The 21892-nt window shown below is 55.0% G+C and carries 15 protein-coding genes; 4 read left to right on the forward strand and 11 right to left on the reverse strand.

Going from position 1 to position 21892, the window contains the following annotated elements; translation table 11 throughout:
- Positions 1 to 73: 73 nt before the first annotated feature.
- The 5 genes from IAE36_RS02325 to IAE36_RS02345 form a co-directional block, all read right to left on the reverse strand.
- A complete protein-coding gene (locus tag IAE36_RS02325; RefSeq protein WP_201210059.1) occupies positions 74 to 2158 on the reverse strand; it encodes a hypothetical protein in 2085 nt (694 codons plus the stop codon).
- Entirely contained in the window at positions 2155 to 6072 is a 3918-nt protein-coding gene (locus tag IAE36_RS02330; protein ID WP_201210061.1) for a hypothetical protein, read from the reverse strand. Before IAE36_RS02330 ends, IAE36_RS02325 begins: the two co-directional genes overlap by 4 nt.
- Before the next feature lie 391 nt (positions 6073 to 6463).
- The gene (locus IAE36_RS02335) at positions 6464 to 7510 is read right to left on the reverse strand and encodes a DUF4062 domain-containing protein (RefSeq protein ID WP_201210063.1); all 1047 of its coding nucleotides are present in this window, start codon (positions 7508 to 7510) and stop codon (positions 6464 to 6466) included.
- A gap of 173 nt (positions 7511 to 7683) precedes the next feature.
- The gene (locus tag IAE36_RS02340) at positions 7684 to 8433 is read right to left on the reverse strand and encodes a hypothetical protein (protein WP_201210064.1); all 750 of its coding nucleotides are present in this window, start codon (positions 8431 to 8433) and stop codon (positions 7684 to 7686) included.
- On the reverse strand, positions 8430 to 9215 hold the full coding sequence (locus tag IAE36_RS02345) for a hypothetical protein (RefSeq protein ID WP_201210065.1): 786 nt from the start codon (positions 9213 to 9215) through the stop codon (positions 8430 to 8432). Before IAE36_RS02345 ends, IAE36_RS02340 begins: the two co-directional genes overlap by 4 nt.
- A 179-nt stretch (positions 9216 to 9394) precedes the next feature.
- Between IAE36_RS02345 and IAE36_RS02350 the strand changes: the two genes are divergently transcribed.
- The gene (locus IAE36_RS02350; protein ID WP_201198428.1) at positions 9395 to 10036 is read left to right on the forward strand and encodes a hypothetical protein; all 642 of its coding nucleotides are present in this window, start codon (positions 9395 to 9397) and stop codon (positions 10034 to 10036) included.
- Positions 10033 to 11232 (forward strand): XRE family transcriptional regulator, encoded by a 1200-nt coding sequence (locus tag IAE36_RS02355; RefSeq protein WP_201198426.1) that lies wholly within the window; start codon positions 10033 to 10035, stop codon positions 11230 to 11232. The genes IAE36_RS02350 and IAE36_RS02355 overlap by 4 nt, the downstream gene beginning before the upstream one ends.
- Before the next feature lie 315 nt (positions 11233 to 11547).
- Here the strand turns inward: IAE36_RS02355 and IAE36_RS02360 are convergent, their stop codons facing one another.
- The 4 genes from IAE36_RS02360 to IAE36_RS02375 form a co-directional block, all read right to left on the reverse strand.
- Positions 11548 to 13212, reverse strand: coding sequence for a UvrD-helicase domain-containing protein (locus IAE36_RS02360; protein ID WP_201198424.1), 1665 nt, complete (start codon positions 13210 to 13212; stop codon positions 11548 to 11550).
- Positions 13209 to 15164: an ATP-dependent nuclease gene (locus IAE36_RS02365; protein ID WP_201198422.1), complete on the reverse strand. Its 1956-nt coding sequence runs from the start codon at positions 15162 to 15164 to the stop codon at positions 13209 to 13211. Before IAE36_RS02365 ends, IAE36_RS02360 begins: the two co-directional genes overlap by 4 nt.
- 369 nt (positions 15165 to 15533) lie before the next feature.
- Positions 15534 to 16502 (reverse strand): hypothetical protein, encoded by a 969-nt coding sequence (locus IAE36_RS02370; RefSeq protein WP_201198420.1) that lies wholly within the window; start codon positions 16500 to 16502, stop codon positions 15534 to 15536.
- Positions 16493 to 17188 (reverse strand): hypothetical protein, encoded by a 696-nt coding sequence (locus IAE36_RS02375; RefSeq protein WP_201198418.1) that lies wholly within the window; start codon positions 17186 to 17188, stop codon positions 16493 to 16495. Before IAE36_RS02375 ends, IAE36_RS02370 begins: the two co-directional genes overlap by 10 nt.
- Before the next feature lie 185 nt (positions 17189 to 17373).
- Here IAE36_RS02375 and IAE36_RS02380 point away from each other — a divergent pair, with 185 nt between their 5' ends.
- Both IAE36_RS02380 and IAE36_RS02385 read left to right on the forward strand, forming a co-directional pair.
- Positions 17374 to 17751: a hypothetical protein gene (locus tag IAE36_RS02380; protein WP_201198416.1), complete on the forward strand. Its 378-nt coding sequence runs from the start codon at positions 17374 to 17376 to the stop codon at positions 17749 to 17751.
- Positions 17752 to 18055: 304 nt separating this feature from the next.
- Positions 18056 to 18937: a hypothetical protein gene (locus IAE36_RS02385; protein ID WP_201198414.1), complete on the forward strand. Its 882-nt coding sequence runs from the start codon at positions 18056 to 18058 to the stop codon at positions 18935 to 18937.
- 38 nt (positions 18938 to 18975) lie between these two features.
- On the opposite strand, the gene IAE36_RS02390 is transcribed toward IAE36_RS02385, so the two are convergent.
- The gene (locus tag IAE36_RS02390; protein WP_201198481.1) at positions 18976 to 19185 is read right to left on the reverse strand and encodes a hypothetical protein; all 210 of its coding nucleotides are present in this window, start codon (positions 19183 to 19185) and stop codon (positions 18976 to 18978) included.
- Between the two features lie 37 nt (positions 19186 to 19222).
- Positions 19223 to 21859 (reverse strand): UvrD-helicase domain-containing protein, encoded by a 2637-nt coding sequence (locus tag IAE36_RS02395; protein ID WP_201198413.1) that lies wholly within the window; start codon positions 21857 to 21859, stop codon positions 19223 to 19225.
- Positions 21860 to 21892: the final 33 nt, after the last annotated feature.

Consider the following 21892-nt stretch of genomic DNA (forward strand, 5'->3'; position numbering starts at 1 on the left):
CCCTCCTCCTATCTCAACCTTCCTTGGAAAGCCCGCTGCGAACGCCAAGCAGGCTGGGCTTCCCTCCCTCATGCTAGTTATGCAGGCACACCTCAACGATCTTCTGGAAGATCGAGGTCTTGGCCGCTTCACGAAGCCTCACGATGTCGTAGGTGAAACTTGAGAAGAACAGCTCGCCCAGGGGATGGTTCAGGACAGGAATGCGGACACCGGCCTCATCGGTGATGACGACGTTGTAGACCAAGCTCTGCTTTGCGATGGTTCCGTTGGTGGCCTGGTTGGACGCGACGAAGAACCACGCACCTTCCTGACCATTGTCCTGGATGAACACGCTGTGGCGCTGATTTTGTTTGGTGGGCGTGAGGTAGTAAGGCAGCGAAGCCACTTCAGCGCGAACCTGACGGGATGGGGAGGTACCGTCGTCTTGCCGCTCCTGATTATCGAACAGTGCGTTGCCAATGATGCAGGGTACTCGCAGCGTGTTGTAGGCGTTCAACCAGGTGTTGGTGTCCTTATCACGGATCAGGAATGCGCCATTCCAGAGGACATCGAAGGCCTTGGCGCCCTCTTTCCCAAACACCGCTCCAAGCTGCTTGAACTCATAGTTGAATTCGCCTTTGCACGTGTCATCGAAACGGCGGGATCGTTCGATCTTGATATGCTCGCCGTTGACCGATACGTCCAACACCTGGATGTAGACGTTCTCGCTCCAATCCCTCCGGCAGCTTATCAACTGCAAGGCATGCGCACGCAAAACCGCGCCGGTGATGGTCACGGCCTTGTCTCGGAAGATCGATTCTTTGAGGGCCAGCTCCTGCAGGCATTTCTCGATAGCGGATACAGAAGGCGCTTTTTCGAGCGCTACATCGAAGCCTTGGCAGATGGTATCGACGGATGCCGTGAAGCGATGGAGCTTCACTGAGGTGTAGTAATCGAACTGGGCTTCCGGACTACGCTGGCTGTCATTGAGTGCTTGCCAGAAGCTGTTGTACGACTCCGAGCCATCAGCCTTGGTTTTGGAAATGCTCGACCCGTTTTTGCTTTTACCCGGGGTTCTGACCTTTTCACTGACGACGAGGTAGTTCGTGCTTCCTACATCAAGCTTCGTTGGCAATGGCAGCCCTTCCCCCCTCAACACCTTGCTCGCACCGAATTTCTCCGCCAGGGTGTCAATGGTGTTTTCCCAGGCTTCATTGCCCGCGGAGTCCTTCGCCGTATCAAGCAGCAAAAGCGGATTCGACATGGTCGGCAACCCTTCCAGGAATGCCCTGACCTGGTGGGTGGCCTCATAAACGATAGGACTGAACTGCACGCCTGCACGCTTGAGAATTCGCTCGATGCGGTTGAGGCAATCCGTTTGGTGGTAGTTGATGCTGTTGTAATACAGGTCGAGTGGCTTCGCCTTCGGGCTGTTCGTGGCAAACGCCATGTACTTGCGATCACTGTTGGTAGTCGCATTGAGAGCCTGTACACGCTGGTATCGCTTGCCACTCCAATCAAACATCAGCATGCCGGAGTCGGTGACCGGCCTACTCACCGCCTCCGCGGACGCCGCACACTCCATGACGGCACGCTTGAGCGAGATCACAAGCTCCTGCTCCTTGGAGAAAAACAGGTCGTACTCCAGGGCTTCGAACACATCGTTGCCGTTCTTTTTGACAGGCCGGCTGAACACAAGCCCGAGGTAAAGATTGGCGTTGAACTCGACAGGAGCAATCTCGTAATGCTGGTGAACATCCTTCAGGTACGAGAGCTTGAGCTTTAGATCCAGCAGCGCCTGGATCACATAGCAGGGATTGAGTGAGTGCTCGGTTATCACTTGGCGGACATGGCCAGGCGCTGGAGCATGAGTGCTCAGGTACAGAAAGCCAAACACCCCTTTTCTGCCACTGAATTTGCTGTAATGCACCTTGGTGGAAGCAGGCACACCCAGCGCTTTTCGGATGAAATCTTTGATGGTGGCGTCGACGCGCGGGTAGTACGCCTCGGGTTCCTCACCGTACGCCCTGGTGACCTCAACCACTGCTGCATGAATGTGACCATGCCCTTCTTCAGGGGCAGACACACGATCAATGATGTCATTGAGATCGCCTGGCAGCTTCAGCATGTTCGTACGAGCCTTGGCTACAGCTCCAGAATCCAGCAGGTTGATTGTCATTGCGCGTTCCTTAGCAGTTGTACCAATGTGGGGTTGATCATCAGTCGGTCATCGACTTTATGGGTGGTGCTCGCATCCGACAGCGGCACATACCGTGTGATGATCTTGAAGGCATTGAGGAAGTGGATCGACGATCCGTGAGTAAACTCACGCTCAGCATTGAGCGCGTTGTCGTCCGGCTGCGTGTTGACGTACAGGAAACGAGGGATAAGGTTCAGACCAGCACATAATTCGTGCATGTCGGAGCGCTTGGTTTCGGCACGGCGAAGTGTTTTTAGAGAAAGCTCTTCACTGTCCAGGCCTCCCGACCACCGTTTCACGTCGATGCAGATGATGGTGTCATCAACGCGAATAAAGATGTCGTAGCTCTCGTAGACCGCGGGGCCCAAGAGCTCGACGAGCTCATCGAGGCTCAGCGGTTTGATCCCGAGCGCAGTGAGCACGCTGGAGAAGATGAACTCTCCCACGTTGCCCTTTAGCAGAGGTATGAGCGCAGGGTTAGGCAAGTGGACGTCGATGCCCTCGCTGGCCATGCTACAGGCCAGGTTGACAATGCCGGTTCCTGGATCCCGGTCATCGCCATCGTTGCGTATGTAATCAGGAACAAGCCACTTCCCGGGCTGGTATACAGCCTGCCCATGCAGCAGGTCGCTCAGGTGGTGGAAACTGTCGGGCGTCGTGCAGGTGGTGACATGATCCGTCACCGTCCGCGGCAAGTAGAACGCGCTGATGATTTCTTGATAGTAGGCCGAAGCTTTTACAAGCGGTGAGGCCAGCAGCTTGCGTACGTAGCTGTCTGGCGCTGTGATGCTCTCTGGTGACCTGAGCATCTCGTTAAACCTCATCGCATCGCGATTACCCTCCCGAGCACTTCTGAGGATCTTGCTTCGGAAGGCGCCTTTGAAGAAATTGTCGATATCCACGGCATCGGCAGCAACCTTGGAGGTGAACTGATCACGCTCCTCTTCCGTGGCAAAGCATCGGCTCTCGGCCTGCTGTAGACAGAACTGCATAAGCCTGTGGTTTAGCAGTGAGAGGCTGTTGATCAAGAGGTCATTGCCTTCTCGCCGAAGCCGGCTGTAACGCACCACCAAATCGTCAATGACGTCGCTGGGCAGGAAGATTTCGGTGCGCAGGTGCGTGTCACGCCGCTCTACCCGTCCCACTGCCTGAATAATGGCTTTGAGCACTGCAAGGTCATGCTCCAGATTCAGGATGCGCCGATTTTTAGGCTGCATGAGGTTCGAGTCGAACTGCGACAAACGAACCGCCTCGCTCTCACCGGAGGAAATGTGCTTGAGCAATAGGATGTGGTTCTTAACGGTATTGAGGCCTGTGTCCTTCTCACGTATCGCACTGTAGAAAGGCGTGTTCACCAACACCAAGCGATCAAAATCGTGATGGAAACCATCCGCAGCTCGCTCGACGAACAGGTTTAAACCTGTGCCGGCGCTGCCGTAGGAAGAGATCAGGCAGATACGGGTGTCGGCCTCCACCTTGAGGTAGTCGTCAATGTTGACGTCCTTGGCTAGCTGGGCGCTGAACAGGATGACCCGTATCTTGGTTCTACCCTCGAACGGTTTCAGCGTGAAGATCTTGTCTTGGTACTCACGTTGCAGGCCTTTGATACGGCCCTCGACGCTTTGCGCAAAGAGATCTTTAAACAGCTGTGCGAAGCGATTATTGAGCGAGAGGACAAACGTATTCCTACCGTCCCAGGCCGCCATCAGCATTGCCTCAATCTGCCGCCGGTAGGCCGAGATCCGGTACTTGTTATCTCGGAAGCCAGGTGGCAGCAGTGACTTCGACCAGAAGCTGTAAGCACTTTTGAAGACTGGGTCGGCACGCAAATCGCTGATGTCATCAGCAGAGGTCTTGTAAAACGGTTTGACCTCCATCGTCCTTGCTTTGGCCCGAGCTGCCCGGAGATCGGCCATGGCATCTATGTCGGTGCCGGAGCGCGTGACGACACGAACATCCAGGTTAGCCGTTCGCTCTTCACCGTATCGAGCCAGCATTCTTCTTGAGAAATTGCCAGAGTAGGAGTTCTTGAAGCCTGTGGTTGCGCTCAGGCACATCGCGCTGTTTTGCGTGGCGTGCAAGATACGTAGCAGCTTGACCTCTGGTAGCTCTAGGATCAGATCCAGGTGGAAATCAACGAACACCCGATTCTTCACAGCGTCCCCGCCGAAGGGGATTTCCTCCACCTTGATCAGCGAAAAGACGATTTTCGGGGCAAAAAAAGTGAAGAAGGCATCCACGAAGATTTCAGCATCTTTGGCACGGTCGAACACCGAGGCGACATAGGATTGATGCTGCCGGGAGGTTTTGATGAACTCCAACAGAGGCGCGTTCTGACTGGCCTCTTGACCCAGCTCCAAGAGCTGCTTGAGGGGGCTTTTCTGAGGCACCTTGGAGCATGCGTAGAGCGCGCACAGCATGACCTGCAAGAAGTCGTGCAAGGTAGGATCTTTAGTGGGGCCACCGTCATCGAAATAGAGGCGAATCTCGCTGTTGCCGCACACAGATCGCATCCTGATCCGCTTGAGCGCCTCCTCGTTATAGAAGCGTCTCGGCGTGAGGCTGAAGATGTTGCGTGACAGCGAAAGGATCTGCTCGACATCGCGATTGTTGATCGTGATATGACCAACGTTGCCGGAGCACATCGTCAGGATGGCATCGAGAGGGACACTGGTCTGGCAATCCTCATTGTAATGCCGACGCAGATCATTCATCAGCTCAGTTGTTTCGTTGAACGCGATAGGTTGCTCGTCATCTGGGCCGTACTCCTCCGAGACCATCTGCATCAGGCGGTGCAGGCCTGCAATGACGTGGGGTGGTTTCACCCTCTCGTTAACCAGCTTTTTCTTGCTCTCTTCGAAGATCCTGTCGTAACTGTCGTGCTCCTCATCGACGACGAGGTTGAAGGTAATTCCGTGAGCCTTGAAAAAATTTGCCTCATCCGAGATGAAGAAGTCGTCTCTTAGGTAAGCGATTTGCTCGTCGTGGGACAAACTGCAGGCCGCGCCTATCGGCGCGATGCTGTCTTCTTCAGCATTTGTGGGTGATCGCTTTGCACCCAGGATGGCGTCAAAGCTCAGCTTCTTGATGTTTGGCTCTTTCTTCTTGTCGATGTAGGCAATGAAAGCGCGCTTCAGGAATCGAGCGGTGGTGGCGACGAAGATGGTTGGCCCAACCTTGGCTCGCTCAAAGGGCAGAACATGATCGACCACTGCAATTTTCGCGACGTCTCGATCGGTGCGAGCATCCTTGAATAGGTCTTGAACGCTCACGAATTTAGAGCCGACCTTTTCCCTGATCACGGCTTTAGCCAGATCCTGTAATGCGAAGAGTAAGCGTATTTTCGAAGCTTCGATTCGACGTTGCAGCTCAACGTCACGAAGATGATCCGCCACGCCCAAACTCAGGTATCGCATGTACTCAGCATCAGTGGACTTCACTCCACTGAGCGCACTGCTCAGTTCGCTGATTACCTCGCGGTAGTACTCAGTGCTCAGGGCCTTGATCCAGCCATTGTAGAGGTCTTCATTCCGTACCTGGGTCACCCAACCGACGAAATTGAGGTCAGATAAATCTCTTTCGGCCAAGAAGCTCAGGATGCTCACGCCACGAGCTGCGGCTTTCTCCTGAGTGACTAGGGAGACGTCGATCTGAGCCTTGTGTGGCGTGATGAAGAACAGGTTTCGATGGCCACCACTGTCGTTGCGCACCGCAGAATGCTCGACGAATTGATCGAACACGTTGTAGGACTTGCCAAAGCCAGTGCCATCGTTAGCAAAGCTTACTGACGGATTGGATTTGGCATTGCCATTGAAGAACGGCGCCAGGCGGGCCCGATGCGAATTGATCTCTTGGCTAAGTCCTGCACTGATGCGACCGCTGCTTTCATCCATGGATAGTCTCAATGCCCTGTTGATGATGGCAATTTAATGCATACCAACAACCGAGGGTGCTGGCAATATTTATGTAATGCAAGCGTCCAGGTGGCGCAGGCAGCCGAGGAATTTTCACCTTCGTGGCTATCCGCGTCGCAACGCTAATCCCTGAAAATGAGTCAAGCAAAAGCCAGAAGGGTACATTTGTACTCTTTCCCTAATGCACAATACCTAATCCCGGGCAGGTGGCACGTCGCTGGACAGGTACTCAGCCCAAGGCGCGCCGGTCGATGGTAAGAAGAAAAGACCGTCTGGTTTCCACTGCCGGCGTAATGACGAGTGAAGGCAGAAACTGAAGGCGCATACAAAGGCCAAGCCGAATGATTGGCAAGCAGCCCGGCCAGCATTCTCACATGGACATTTTGCGCTCAAAACGGAACATCACCTCATCCAACCATTGCCGGTAAGCCGCTGGTGTGGCGGGGATCAGCAGACTCCGCTCTTCCAGATTTACGGTTGAACGGAACGGTGTCGAAATGCTGTTGGCCGGGACTGCTGGCGGCTCCGCAAATAGCTTGTAGCCGACGCCATAAAGGCCAATCTGGAACCACCCTCCTTTCCCTTCACTCAACAAGCTGAACGCAGCCTCTGCGCCTTGCCTGACCCTCGAAGGTGAGAGGTAGTAGGAGTCCATGATGTTCCGCGAGCTCGTGGTGTTGGCGAGGGATAGACTTAACCAGCTGAGCCCACTCTCATGGTGCCGCCACTTCGCTTCTGCGGTATCGATCCCAGTCTGGTCAGCAGAGTCAAAATCCTTGTATCCGCCCTTGATAGAACCCAGCACGGCCTGACAAAGCTTGAGGAAAAACGCCTCATGTTGAGTATGTGCGGTGCGCAGTGTGCCCGCTGTCTCTGGTTGCGGAAAGAAGGCCACCTCTATCCGAGCTTCCTGGTCATAACCGCCCCAGCGCCCATTGCCGTTGCGCTGCTGAAGACGTTGCATGAACTCCTGCTCAGAGATGGCCTGACGGGTTACGGAAAGCTGGTTAAGGCCTTGGATGATGCCGTCGTACAGTGCAGACTGATCGGTGAAAGTCACTCGGAACAGGCCATCAACGTAGTCCGATACCTCCCAAGAAAATGCCTTCTGGCGCTCGTCCATTGCCACGTTCTCAAGGAAGGCCAGGATTTTTTTGCCGGAAGCCTTTGCTCGCCGGAATTCCTGCTGCGTGACCGACTCCCCAGTCTCGGTCTCATAGCCGAAGTTGGCACCCAGGATAAGAACCACGACATCTGCTTGGTCGACCTCGGTCATGCACGCATGCTGTGAGGAGTGTGGCCGCGCACCAAAGTCCTCGCACATCACAGGTGTGTGGCCCAGGAGCATAACTGCCTTCCTGGCCGCGGCACGATAAGGCTCAAATCCACTGACAACGGAGCTAACAAATATCTTCATCGCAATCTCCAGAGACGCCAATCAATTCCTTAACTCCAGCGCTCAGTCACAGCCGCACTGCTTAACCTCGGACGGCAGGAGCGGCGCCCCTGCTGCAAAGAATCCTCTGCCTTAGCAGCTTCTGTTATCAAGCACTGCAGTCAACGCTCAAAGCTCGACATCGCACACCCGATTTAGCGACCTCGCTTGCCACCACCTTTTCGACGCTGCGCGCTCGCCTGTGCTCGCCGCTCAGCCCGATTGCCAGGCCCCACCTTCACCTGGCCAAACCCCATGATCGACTTGGGCTCAGGAAACTCCTGGGCCAGATACTCAGTTTCCGTCATGGCGGAATCTTTCATGATGCCAAGTTCATCGCAATCCTTGCGGGCAGCGGCCAGCTCTTCAGTTGTCGGTGGGCCCAGGAAATCCAGGTAGACAACATCCTGTGAAGTGACATCTGTTGTCACAGGGTCGATCGCAATTCCAATCACTTCCCTCGCATCAGGATGCTTCAGCCTTACACCGCGGCAGTAGGCGGTAAGCACCTGCGCCCGGTTCTCTCTATAAACCTGATAGTCCACCGACGGTCTACGCCCCATCACTGTGAAGGCGTAATACCGATTCGGTACCGAGAGACTTTGGGCTCGGCGGGTAAACTGCTCACCAGGAACGACTGGGCGACGCACGACGCCGTCAAATGCATCTACCAACATGCGCCGACCGAAGCGGGTTTCACTCGCCATTGCCCTGACAAGCTCTTCTTGCTGATCCACGCTGTTCTCACCCCCCAACACAGAAACGGACTGGGCAGACCTGATGAACTTCGACTGATGCTCGATGATGTGATCCCACTGATAGCTCCGTCTATTAGCAGCGTCACGCGCGGCGCGCTTCGAGCTCACATTGAAGGTCTTCCATCCACCCTCCGGCACGGTGATCATGCTGGAGCCGGCAGCGATGTGCGGCGAATATGCCGGCCATCGACGACGGTCGTCTGGTAGAGCGCAATCAGCTCTTCCTCGCCCGGCACGATGATGTATTTAGCGCTGTTGAAGAAACGCTCCTTTTCCGAAAAGTACTCGACCAAGTCAGCGACAGTGTCGAGTTCGCCCAACAACACATCCAAGGTCAACTCATCGAGCACGTGAACGAAACGATCTCTTCCGGCGGGCCAGCCAATGGCGAAGGGCGTCTTCAGATGTCCTGCTTTTCCTTCAAGCTCTGTGTTGATCATCAAGCTGGTGCTGCTTTCGCCCTTCCAACGCGCAACGGCAGCGTCATACGAGCCTCGGGTGACGGCTATGCGATGAATGACCGCCTCTTTCATGTCCGGCAAACGGAAAGGAAACGGCACGCTGCACTGCTTGTCCAGGTAGAGCCGATCGGGATGTTCGCGGATGAATTTTTCAGCACCCAACAATTGGCTTACCGATTTATCAACAGCGCGTTTGTACCAGCGCCCCCAAGCCACCAAAGGATCAGCGTGAGCGGTGTACGCACACTCCTTGTCCGAGAAAATCAATATGTGGCTTCCAAACACCACGAGCAGGTCGCAGAGCTCTTTGCCATCCCCTGATTCCGAGGTTTTGCCTTCGTCGGTGTGAACATTGCCATAGCACCACAAGCTCAAGAACGCACGGTGCGCAAGCTGGCTCAAGTAACGTTCAGAGGCGGTCTTGGGCTCAACCTCAATCGCAGCTTCCCACGGTGTTTTCCCCGGCATATCGGCTTTCCTGGCTTCTCAAAGGGCATATGGCATGGCGCAACACCTCTCGGTCTGGAACGGAGGCTAAGCGAAGTGACCAGAGCAAGCGTAACCAGAAACGCTGAGCAAGCGAAGCCTATCCACACGAAATATTTTTGGTGTAAAATCGCGCTCATCGAAACCAGAGGTCTCAACCGATGACCCCAAAACCTGCTCTCTCCATTCCCGAACTGATCATGGCCAACGTTCCGCGCGACCTGCTGATGGGTATCGAGGACGCACTGGATGCCGGCGCCATGCGCGCTTTCACAGCAACGAAAGACCTGGTCACAGGGCATCGCAAAAATGCTTTGGGCCAGATGCGTCATTTCCACATGAACGAAGTGTTCAATGAGGCGCTGTTGGCTGCGGGTGCGGAAATGGTTCCGCTGAAGGGGAATGGTGTTGTGGTGGGCCAATCTGGCATCTTCAAACTGTGCCGCCTGAACATCTCGGAAACCGCCTGGAATAACAGCAGCCGCAGCGTCACCCGTCGCCGTCTCGCTGAAGACAACCAGGCGATTGCTCACCTGCTGCAGCCCTCGTTGTTCGGCCCAGTCGAGATCGAAAGCGGTACCCTGTTCATCGTTGCTTGTTTCAGTGGCTCGCTGAGCCACCACCCCGAGAAACCGTTGAAAATCTATATCGCCGTACCTGACGACACCCTGGAGGACTGGCTCTTCCGCGAGCCGCTCGAAACGTTCCTCTCTCGGTACGAACAAGCGCCGAAGCAAGTAGACCGTGCCCAGCCCAAGCTCAAGACGAAGGTGCTCGACACGGGGCGGCAAACTGCATCATGAGCCGCGGAATTATCGACTTTCAGCCCGGGCGCCTGATACAGGCGCTCGCGGCTCGAGCATTAACTCAAGTCCAACTGGCTGCTGAGGTCGGTGTCTCCACCGCTACGATCAGCAAATGGAAGAATGGCCTGCAGGCGCCAGAAGTAGAGGCACTCACAAACCTGTCTCAAGCCGTCGGGGTGAGCCCCGAGTGGTTCACTCGACCGCTGCCAGAAAAATGCTCACTGCCCCTGTTTCGCAGCAACGCATCAGCTCACGCTGCTGCGCGATCAATGCTGGAAGCTCGGCTGGAATGGGCCCAAGACGTTGTTCTGTCCCTGGGTGAGTTCGTCGACTTCCCTGAGGTAAATCTGCCTACCCGCTCCTTCACCGATCCCGAGCAAATTACCAGCTCGGATATCGAAGACGCGGCCTCCGAATGCCGTGACCTCTGGAGCCTTGGCCGCCGTGCAATTCCTGACCTGGCACTTGCAGTCGAAGGTGCCGGCGTGATTGTCGTGCGCGAAGAGACGGGAGTGGCGACCATTGAAGGCCTCTCCGCTTGGAGCCATGCACTGGGCCGCCCATTTGTGCTGCTCTCCTCTGACAAAGGGAATGGATTCCGCAGTCGCTTCGACTTGGCGCATGAACTTGGCCATTTGATTCTGCACAAGGGGATTGCGCGCTCAACAGATCCTGATCGCTACAAGCTGATGGAGGATCAAGCTCACCGGTTCGCCGGAGCATTTTTGCTCCCCGCAGAGACGTTCGCTTCGGATGTGAAAACTCCTGTGACGCTCGACAGCCTTCTGCTGTTGAAACAGCGCTGGGGAGTGTCGGTTGCAGCCATGGTGATGAGGTTGTGGGCACTCAAGGTCATTGATGATGATGCCAAGTCCCTTTTGTTCAAGCGTCGCTCTGCACGTTGGGGTGTCAAGGCAGAGCCGGGAGACGATGGCCGAGCACCTGAGCAGGTTCGTCTACTTAAACGTACCATCGAGCTGCTGGCGTCGTCTGGCGTTCTCCCCCTGGAGTCCGTTTCGGGGTACGTAGGTTTGGCAGCCGGAGACATCGAAAAACTGACTGGGCTGCCTCAGAACTACCTCACCAACAAGGCACCAGTGATACATCTTGCCAAGCTAAAGAGTTCCGTCAATCGACCCGCCACTCAGGCACAGGAAGGCGGCGTGGTGCTGCCCTTCAACAGAGACCGTTAAACATAACTGCGCGACGGAGCACTACCGTCGCGCCACTCTTTCTCCCAGGGCTCTTGCATGCTCATCCAACTAGATCTGAATACCAACGATTGTGAAGCCTTGCTCAGGCATTGCCAAAGCTTTCGCCCAGAGTCTGGAGATGCCAGAGAAGACCGTCGCTTGGCTGATGCGCTGGAGGAGTTGGCAGAGCAGGTTCAGCAGTATTTGGATTCCCCCGGCCACAGCTAAAGGCCGCATCTAGAGACGACCTTCAGGTGGCCCTTACGCATGACGAAATGAAGGCTGCGCAGTAGCCAATCAAGCGAGATCTCCAGCTCAGGGATGCGTTTTCCAAAGCCCCGTATATCCCAGAAACTCAGCGTGTGCCGTACGACTTGATTTCCAGTACCCGAGACCAGCAAGGTTCTCTCGATGGCTCGCTGTCGTCACCACCAGCCGCCTCTCGGCGCGCGATACCCCAACGAAGAACGTGCATCGCACCTCTTGCGGATCGTTGCCAAAGTAGGCTTGATTTTCGACCCCAAGCAACACCACTGTATCAAACTCCAGGCCTTTGCTCTTGTGCACTGTCAATATCCGAATCGATTGATCATCAGAGAGCTGTGCCAAGGCCTTCAAAAGGTCAGGCTCTTTCTTCAAGGCTTCGTCGATGTACTCCTTCACCTCCAAGACGAGCTCTCTGAGGCGCCCTGGCGTTTCATAATCGTGCGAGAGCCCCACGAGCAAGGGCGTGCCTACCATCAGGAAGAACTCTTTCAGAAGCGTCCATCGCTGGTCGTACGTGTTGCCGACCAAATCTTCTGAGGCGGATTTTCGTGCCTCCTTGATGAACCTGCCCCAATTGGTTTTGAAGCTCCCCGCGACATCATCCTCGGGTGGGACAATGCGGCGCATGAGGCGCGTCCACGCCTGAGGCTCTCGTGAACCATAAATGCACAGCAGGTAGTCGACCACGACTAATGCGATAGGCTCGGTTGACAGGTCTTGCATGCGGCTTTCATTTCGATAGCTGATGCCCCACTTCTCGAGTGCCGCGGCCAACCTCACGGTGTAAGCTTCGGGCTGGATACGCACCAGAACTGCGATTCTGGCCGGAGCAATACCTTCAACGTTGATCCACTCGCTGATCTTCGCGGCCAAATCCTCAGCTTCATCTTCGCAGTCTGCGTAATGCAGAAGATGCACCTCTCCCCCGTCCCCTTCCAGGAGTTCAGCAGGCATCTCAGAAACGGGGTCGAGTACTTTCACGATCTCGTTTTGCAACCGCAGCAACTGCGGCTGTGAACGAAAATTCCGGTAGATGTTGAGGCGCAACGCGTCGAAATCACCCGCGAACGTGCCAAAGATTCCCTCCAGAGCACCTGCCCATCCCATGATCTTCTGCTTCGCATCACCGACCGCAGTCACACGCCGCCCGGATCCCAAGAAAATCTTGCTGACCAACGCGTACTGCTCTTCGGTGCAATCCTGAAACTCGTCGAGGAACACGTCGCTGTAAGTCTGTCGGATTGCATTGGCAGCTTGAGGATAGGCCTCCAGAATTTTGATGGCGAGCGGGATGAGCAGCTTAAACTCGGTTTGCTCCGGGTGCGCCTTACCGCTCCCAACGACCTTGAAACCAGAATCCAGAGCATTGGCGCCAGTGAGTACCGGTCGGAATCGATCAATAATTTTCTTCGCAAAACCATGGAACGTGTAGCTATCGAAACGCCCTGCATACGCTGAGCCGCACCGACGCCATACGCGCTCCTTCAGGTTGTTACTGGCGTCGATCTTGAATGCAATGGCCAAAATCCGTTTGGGGTAACGACAGGCGCCTGTTGTAAGGAGGTAATCAGCTCGCTGAGCCAGCAGCTCCGACTTTCCTGCCCCAGGCCCCGCCGTCAATGCCACGCAACGCTGCTGCTCGCGCACAGCAATTTCAGCATTAGGCTCAAGCACGATGCCTTCTGATGGACTCCAATCCTCGGGCTTGATCATTCGTGAAGTTCCTTCACTCGCTCAATCACCCGGTCAGCCAGCCGTCCAAGCGATGCCGGCATTTTCTTGATGAGCTCTTCGTTGTCGAGGCTCGCTAGGGCCTGGATGTGCGACTTCGGCTTGCTGTCGAGTTTGAACAGCTTGTGATAGGCGCCGAAATAACTGCGTTGAAGCACGCTGTACTGGGTCTTATCGAAAAAGCTGTCGCCCAGCACTGATTTGACCGTACCTACGTTGGGTGCAGTCAGGTCAGCAGTCTCAACGCCAAAGGCTTTGGGAAATGCGCACAACATGGCGAAATCCAAGTCCATCGGCGCAGAAAAGAAGATGTCCAGATCCTCCAATACACCGATGTAACTCGTGCTTTTGGGGTCTTTCTCGACCTTGAGAATCTTGTTTGTGGCATCGTTCCATTTCGGCAGACCTTTGATCTCGGCCATGGACAGGAATTGATCATCCCGGCGGTGTTCCAGAAGCTGCTTAGCCACATATTTGATACGCCCCCACCCACCTCCGAAACGTGCGACATCGAGATCAACGAGCGTCACATAGGGGATATCCAGACCACTCAAAAGGCGCCAGAAATGGTTTACGTGCCGACCGCCAAGAGGCGCGATGCAGACGGCGGCCTCGTCCACAAGAAGACCTTTGGCAGCAAGCAGCCTCGGCAGTACGATTTCCTCACTGTCGCCCTCGCCAAGAATAACCAGCCTGGCAAAGTACACCTCGGGGAATGCCTGAACAGCTTCGCGCACATACTTGTATTGCTCGCCGTCCTTTTCTCTCGGCATCTTAATGGTCGTAACCACTGTACGACGGGACTCATCAAGCCTCAGGTAACGGATATTCTCGGGCTCTACGCGTCGCAGCATCGAGGGTGCATGCGTTGCAATCAGCGCTTGAGCGTCCGGGGACTCTTCATCCTCCACCAATACTTTGAGCGCCGATACGATTCGCCCTAGGTAGTGAGGCGATAGGCTGTTCTCTGGCTCCTCCAGCGCAACGATGGTGAATACGGCAGGCCTTAATTTATCAACGTCGAATGAGTCATCATCGCCCTTGAGCACGGCCCTGCCGACAGCCTGGGAAGACAGCACCAGCGTCAGGTAAAGCATCGACTTCTGACCGTCACTCAACCTGGAAAAGTCGACCTGCTGCTCGCCATGGCCAGGGGTAAAAGATACCGACAAATGCCGCAGCAGGGATTCGATTTCGCTAGCGACGAACGTCAGACTCGGGTCTTTAAAAAAATGCCCTTTGTGCAAATGTCCCCACGCCTTAGCGATTCCCTCCCCCAGATTGCTGACCGACCGATTGTTGCGAAGGCTTTTTGAAATATTTTCAGAAAGCTTGCTGATCTCTTCCCGTTGATCCGTCCAGTTGACCGCTCGCAGCAGGCGTCCCAATAGTGCATTCGCACCGTATGTGATGTGTTCGGCGGGGTCTCGCCGCGCCGGCAGATAATGCACTTGAATCTGGTTGCGCTCGTCGCGTGGTACCGGGGCTGTAATGATGGGAGTGCCATCTTCTTCTGCTTCTGAGACATAACGCAGGGTCTGCTCGATCTCATCATCAAGGCCAAGCGTCGCGTCCAGGCGATACCGCACACGGGGAACACCACCAATGTCATCCAGGCGCATGTGACCAAAATTGCAGGGGATGGTGGGATGCTCTTGGGTCTGATCAGCGATCTCTGGGAAATGAAAATCAGCCTCGATCCACAGCTTGCGCTCCTTCGGCACCTCCTCTTCATCATGAGGAACGAAGAAGTCAGATCTACGCAGACGACGCTGATTGGGGTCAAACGCAAACAGGCGGCACAAGGCCTGCAATGTCGCTGTCTTGCCAGATCCATTAGGGCCGATGAAAAAAGTCAGCTTTTCGAAATCGATGATAACCGGCTCGCCGCCAAACGACTGAAAACCACAGACGCGCATTTTTTTGAGTAACAACGCTCGATTCCTTTCTGGCTTACCAATAGCGGCGGCCCGGGCAGTCCGGCACGCTCAGTGACATTGCAACTGGCCAATCCTAGCCCAGCTAATGAATCAGTGGTAGCCATATAGTGGCGCACCAGCTGATAGCTGGAGGCATAGCAATCAATATCTGGGAAGAGGTTTTGTGCGCGAGGGCCGCACAATGTTGCTGGTTCGAACAATCAGCAATCGATACTCAGACAGTATCAAGCATCTTGGCTACCTGCAGGACATTGGGAAAGGACGATGGACAAGCTCTGCTTCCAGCTCGTCCTCAAGCTCACGGAGCTTTCAATGCGCTAAGACGATACCCAAGGGCTTCGCAATCCTCCAACATGGTTTACATCATGCTACGAGCAGCATGATCTGGTTGCCCGTCGATGCTCGATCCAGCAAACCAGGATGCTCAACCTCCAAAGTGATGACATCGGCCTGATAATTGAGAGCGGGCCTGATCTGTTTTCCGCGCTGCAGGAAGCCGGTCAACTCTGCGAACTGTTCTTGAGTGACTGAAGAGGCCAGCTGTCGGTCACTTGCCAACGCCTCAACGCGCAGAGCATTGAAACGGCTGAGATCACCCTCGAGCCGCAAGAGGCACTCATGGCCAAATTTGGCCGCGCCGATCTTCATTTGCACATGCGACATCATCAGGCTGAGGTGGATGAGGCGATCTTGCAGCAGGCCAATTTCACCCAGACGCTCGAGACTACTCCGTGCGATGGGGGCATGCTTTTCCAACACCAACCTGTTGTAGTGATACTGCTCATGGAACTCCGGGATGAGGTCTTTCAGTTGGTCAACATCATCGCACTCACAGAATTGGCGCGCGCTGTCTCGAAGAGACTGAAAGCGCGCCTCATCTAGCATCAAGCCCCTGTCATGGATCTCCCCAACCACTTTGAGCGTCTGAGCGATGCCTTGCGATTGGGCTTCGATCTGCCCGCTGATCTTGTTGAGCTTTTCATATACCACGACGAACCCTACGGCGGTTACCGCAATGTTCAACCCTGAAAGCAGAAGGTTCGCGGACTGTAGCCCCTGGAGCACGCCCATACTCTGCTGAAGCTGACCTACCCCGAATTGCAAAGACCCCAACCCGCTCGACAGCATGGACTGTAAATTCTTTAGGCTTTCCTGCGTCTGCAGCGCATCGCCAGGGAAAAGCAGGTGCCCAACAATCTGTCCTCCTTTGCCCGTGCCAGACGCATGCCGGACTACACCACCACATAGCGTGTAGAGCCCGCTTTGGATTTTGGCCAGGACGTCAGGAAGGTCAGGTAATGAGCGCAGGAGCGCATCGGTATTTACAGGCATGCGCGTAGGGCCTCCTCATAAGCTGAGAGATCTTTATCGAATCGCATTTTACGAATTCGAGCTATCTGTATGACCGCGGGAACGGTGATACGAGACGCCGGTGCGGCCACCTGGTAGATGGCTAGCCCCGCGATTGTCGCTAGCAGCGCGGGATTGGTCAGCGGGAAAACGCGCTTAGTTAAAAAACTGGACACACCCGCCACGCTGCCCTTTGCTGTAAATCCGCGAATAGATCCGGCAGATAAGAGCAGATTTCTCACGATCTGAGCCGTCTGAGCCAGCAAAGCAGCTCCCTTAAGAATCCCTGCATGTGGGCTGAACTTGCTAACGGCTCGATCCAGAATGATCTGCTCGACGTCGAAGATGTCATGCGCGTTCGAAGGCTTACCGCCTAGCTCTCTGGCGACGTCGACAATAAGTTCTCGATAGCTCACACCGCCCGATCTGAAGGCATTGGCGATGCTATTGCCTCCGAACGCTTGAATTTCGGCGATCAGTACCTCTGGGATGGATTGGAGGGTTCCCATCGCTCGACGGCCCACGATCTTGCTTTTTACTTCGCTGTCGAGGGCCACCCTGCCCCTGCCACCATCTGTAATGATGTCAGCCAGTACCTCCAGGTCTTCCGAGGAAGCGTTCGCTAGCAGGTCGGACAACTGCCGATTGCGTGGCACAACGAAATCCATTTGATCACCTTTATCTAAAAACCTACGGCACGCACACGGCGCACCAGTGACATCAATTAGTTTAGCTACGGATTGGGGAAAATCGGATCGCGCTTCGTTGATAGCTCATCGCCCCCCGTCGATAATTGCTGCCATTCGAGCAGAAATCGTGCGCACAAGCGCCATCACCTACAGAGGCCCGCATCATGGAAGTCGTCCTGCTAGCACACTTCAACCTCAATCGAATTGGTTCAGCAGGTGGTAATGGCTGGTATGCCAAGCAACGCACTCAGATATTCTGCACTGAGGTCGTAAATGCCGAGCGCTCAACACTTCGAAACCTCGTGATCGAGATCGCGGAAGCGAATGGCGAAACCGTGGGTGCCTTGGAAAGCATAAAGTTCGAGCAGGGGTATTCAGGCTCGGTCATTTTCGACATCCAAGGGCCCAACGTTTCATACAGCACCCCCTACGCCGAGTGCAAAGTCATCCATGCTCTGAAGGCTAACGGAAAATACTTCATGCTCGAGGAGGTGGATCAGCGCGGGGTCACTCCGTTTACCTCTTCCCGCCGGTCGACTTAAGCGCTGCGAGATAAATAGTCGCTCTGCTCACTCGACAGAGCGGCTACGAAGGAACGCCGAAATCAGGTGTGCTCGGGATCATCTGGAACCTACCCGCGCCTCTCACTCATGCCTTGAAAGGTGACGAGGTTAGCCATGGATAAGCCCCAGCCGAAAGAGTACAAATGTACTCTTGTCAGGACGCGGCCAAATACGGCGCTCATACCCATAGCGTCATCGACTCTGGCATCTGAGCGCCGTCTTCTGACACGCCCTGAAATCCACCATGAGTGAGTGTCGTATTCAGCAAGCAAACGGAAGCTAAATGACGAAAAATGAGTTTCTGACAGATCCCGACACCCAGGCTTTCATGAACTGGTTTGAGCCTGCCGTGGTAGGTATACGTCCCATAAACTTCCCGTACAAGGGTGGAATAGATCAGTTTCTGAGCGGAGCCTTCGAGCGCTACCGATGGCCAATCAAGCAGATTGACCTTGTGACGCCTCAGGGCGTCGAAAGCATTTCAGCTTACTCAAGCTTTTACGAAAATGCCGTTTTGCTTGGGAAACTCTCCGATGGCATCCAAAGTTGCCTGAACGCGGGGCCCGCAGAGCCTGGCGAACTAGCTGGTTGGGCGAGAGTGATAATGCAATGGGGAGGCGTGTTCACACGGCCTGGTAACGGCGCCTGGCTGGACAAAATGGCTGACAATCTGGATGACTATTTTAAGCGCGCGCTCCCTGCTTTGATCGCGGACGATTCACAGGATCTAATGGAGGTTGTCGATTTACGCTCCAATGCCGGCACAACCAAAATCCACTCATTGGCCCTACCAAACTTTGTAATCTACGACAGTCGCGTAGCTGCTGCGCTCGCATGGTTCGTGAAGTCCTGGGCTGAAACAAGCGCACGCGCAATTCCCGTTCATTTGCGTTTCGGCTGCATGCGCGCCAACACGAAGAAGAGGCCGCTAACGCCCAGAACACCCGACGCGCAAGTGTTCAAGTACTTCTCTCCTTCTGGGAAAATTAGAGAGCATCGCAAGCACGCTACTTGGAATCGCAGAGCAAACTGGATCATAGAGCAGATGACTAAGGCTCCGACCGTCAACGCGACAGCTGAAAGGTTACCCAGGATATGGTCGGGCCGGGAAATTGAGGCGGCCCTGTTCATGATGGGAGAAGACCTTACCGAAGCGCTTAGCTAGAAAACTGGCAGCGTGCATCACCATTTAAGCGAGACCGCTCAATGAAGCGGCCCTACTCGCCCACCAGTGACACGCAACAGGTAGTCTGAGACAGCCTGGAAAAGCGACTCAGCCTCATTTTTCAGACGTTCCACCTCTACCTCCGGTGCAGCCGCATCGATTGCCTCGTGATAGCGTTTGAGCGCGTCGATCGCACTCTGCATCAGTGGATCGTCGCCCTCCAAAAAACGAATCAGATGCTTGTCCAATCGCTCTCTCCACTGTCCAAGTCAAGCTTTCAGGTCTTCAGTACACACGATTGCCACGCAGCTTCACCGCCCCTCCTGACTTGCCTGATGTACCAGAAGTCGGCTTAGGCGCGTTAACCCGATTCCAGTATGGCTGAGTCGCCTTGATATACCGGCTCGCCCGCTCGACCGCAGGCTTCGAGTCATCGTCCAAGTACCAGTAGCAATAGGTGATAGCCCGCGTGATCGCCACGTAAGCGGTGCGAAGCGCCTCTTCACCCTGAGACGTGTCATAGCCACATGGATCACCGGGACGGTTGAGGCCAGCCTGGGTGTACAGATCATTCTTCGAAGGCGAAGACGTCTTGAGGTCGCAATCTCCAAGAAGGAAAACGGCTTTAGCCTGCAGGCCCTTCGCTGAATGGTAGGTAAGGAATTTGATCTGCCTAGAACGCTTTTCCATTCTGGCCCTATCAAGCAGATCCTCCAGCTTCTCACGCGCGTCTTCCTTGACGGAGTTTGAACGTGTCAGCACCAGGATGGAGTCACCTGCATCGTAGTGCCGTTCGACATCTGAGACGATCTGCTTCCAGTCGAGCTCCCGCACCTCAACAGGTACTTGATGACCAATGACAGCGCTGTTTTTCGCAACCCCGTGTTTGTTAGGGACACCGCCAGGTGTTCGCTTGACGATCTCCTCCGCCGCATCGATGACCATCTGGTGCGAGCGATGGTTCTCCTGCATAAGCACCCGATTCGGCTCAGGCGACTCGAACACCTTATCGAAGTCGATCAGATAGTGCGGCGAGCTCCCGCGCCATCCATAAATGCTCTGCCAATCATCCCCGACAGCCATGAGTGATGCATAGGCGGGAGAGCCATTGGAGGGTACTGACAGGTTGCGTCGTTCGATCTCGGCGAAGGTGGCTCGAATCCACGAAATGGTATTCGCACCGACGTCTTGGAATTCGTCGACGAGCAACGTTGTCATCGGTCGCAGAACGCTCGGGGTAAGGGCTTTAAGGTTGTGCGGTTTGCGCTCACTGAAAATGGCGAACATGGTGTTGAACGTCATGACGGGCGGGGTCATGTTGAACAACATACGTGTGAATTCGCTCCAGTAAATCGCCAAGGCGTGGAAGAAATCGCGATCCACATCGTCCTTGAGCAGGCGCATGGCTCGTATAGCTTCAAACACATCCAAGCCAAGGTTTTCCATGTATGACGCAGCGCCGTAGAACGCCTCTGTGATGTACTGCGGAGCGATATCACCCTCGAGCTTGTAGGCGAACTTCGGACAAGTGTTCACCAAGCTGCGGATTGCCTCTATCGGACTGGCTGATTCGACATAGCTTTTGAGGTAGATAACTGGTCGAGAGCAATGTGCTTGGAACAAGACTCGCTTGTGCTTCACATCCACAGTGAGGAAGGGGAACCGCCCTTCCTTTGCCTTCAAATCTGCAGGTTCTGATTTATCTACGCCCAAGATGACAAACGCGTCGAGCTCTGGAATGTATCCGTTGACTTGGAAATCCTGCCCCAAGAGCTGGATCACTTTGCGGGTAGGCTCGACGCCTTCGATTGGCCATTTCCCTGCCGCACGCCACAACCTCTCCAAGGTGTCGCAAATGTCCTCGTCAGCTTTTGCCAGATCGCGAGCTTGACGTTGTGCCTTCAAGGCATCAGGGCTATCGGCGTTTACTTTCTCCATCGCCAATGCGTGGCGATAGAGCTTGCCGATGAGCGCTTTGAATTCAGGATTTTTGTCATAGAGACGCATGTAGCATTCGTTCATCAGCTCAAGCTGGGGTTCTCCCATTTTGACCTGGAACATTGAGCCCTTCTCCTTGGTGCTTCCATCCTTCTCAAGGAACTCGAAGGGCTGAACGCTTCCCATGCCTGGCAAGCAGCGCGCAAATGACAGGATTCTCGAGTGGAACGTACGGACGATTTTCATTGAGTCGTCGTACGAGATGTCATAGCCCCACAGGGAAAACACCTCCCTGACTTTCTTCGCGAAATCCTTCTTGGACTCGACGGTGAACGTAACAACGGTGAGGTTAGAAAAGTCGATTCCCAGATAATGCCGCAGTACCAGAAGCCGCAGCACCATGGTCGTGGATTTGCCACTACCTGCGCCTGCTACCACTGAAGTGGTCGGTGTACGGGAGAGGATCATTTTCCACTGATCCGCGGAAGGCGGCTGATTCTCCAGTTTGCTACCAATTTCCGAGCGAATCTGCGCTTCCAGCTCATCCGTTATCGGGAAGCGCCAGTCCTTGAACAACTGGTCTTCACGGATTCCCGGGGCTTCGATTTTCGGTGAGGGCCCGGGCTGCACCTCGATGATCAACTTCCCTTCATCGAATCCCTTCTTGTGGCCAGCTTCATAGCCCGCCGCCTGGCCTTCCGCATAGCCAGCGGTGCGCCCGTCATCGTGTCCGCTTGCATGGCCTTCGCGAACGCCTCGGGAGTGCCCGACTCCATCACCAATTGCCTCCCCAGCAGCCTGCCCGATACTGAATCCTTTCTTATAGCCCTCATGGTGACCTGATTCCCGCCCTTCTCTCCATGCAGAAATCTGCCGCACACCTGCAGCATCAAGCACACGGTTGATCATCCGGTGAAGCAGGTTCTGGGCGAAGGTTGGCTCCCGAATCTCTTCGTCTGGCGAGCCGGGGTTTTGGGCGTCCACTACGGTACATCTCCATTTCGTACGACAGAAGCG

Origin of the sequence: Pseudomonas sp. S36, from assembly GCF_016647875.1 — a bacterium.
Lineage (GTDB): Bacteria > Pseudomonadota > Gammaproteobacteria > Pseudomonadales > Pseudomonadaceae > Aquipseudomonas > Aquipseudomonas parafulva.

Coding starts and splice junctions, on each gene's coding strand:
- IAE36_RS02325 (WP_201210059.1), bottom strand. CDS start 2,158: ATGACAATCAACCTGCTGGATTCTGGAGCTGTAGCCAAGGCTCGTACG.
- IAE36_RS02330 (WP_201210061.1), bottom strand. CDS start 6,072: ATGGATGAAAGCAGCGGTCGCATCAGTGCAGGACTTAGCCAAGAGATC.
- IAE36_RS02335 (WP_201210063.1), bottom strand. CDS start 7,510: ATGAAGATATTTGTTAGCTCCGTTGTCAGTGGATTTGAGCCTTATCGT.
- IAE36_RS02340 (WP_201210064.1), bottom strand. CDS start 8,433: ATGATCACCGTGCCGGAGGGTGGATGGAAGACCTTCAATGTGAGCTCG.
- IAE36_RS02345 (WP_201210065.1), bottom strand. CDS start 9,215: ATGCCGGGGAAAACACCGTGGGAAGCTGCGATTGAGGTTGAGCCCAAG.
- IAE36_RS02350 (WP_201198428.1), top strand. CDS start 9,395: ATGACCCCAAAACCTGCTCTCTCCATTCCCGAACTGATCATGGCCAAC.
- IAE36_RS02355 (WP_201198426.1), top strand. CDS start 10,033: ATGAGCCGCGGAATTATCGACTTTCAGCCCGGGCGCCTGATACAGGCG.
- IAE36_RS02360 (WP_201198424.1), bottom strand. CDS start 13,212: ATGATCAAGCCCGAGGATTGGAGTCCATCAGAAGGCATCGTGCTTGAG.
- IAE36_RS02370 (WP_201198420.1), bottom strand. CDS start 16,502: ATGCCTGTAAATACCGATGCGCTCCTGCGCTCATTACCTGACCTTCCT.
- IAE36_RS02375 (WP_201198418.1), bottom strand. CDS start 17,188: ATGGATTTCGTTGTGCCACGCAATCGGCAGTTGTCCGACCTGCTAGCG.
- IAE36_RS02380 (WP_201198416.1), top strand. CDS start 17,374: ATGGAAGTCGTCCTGCTAGCACACTTCAACCTCAATCGAATTGGTTCA.
- IAE36_RS02385 (WP_201198414.1), top strand. CDS start 18,056: ATGACGAAAAATGAGTTTCTGACAGATCCCGACACCCAGGCTTTCATG.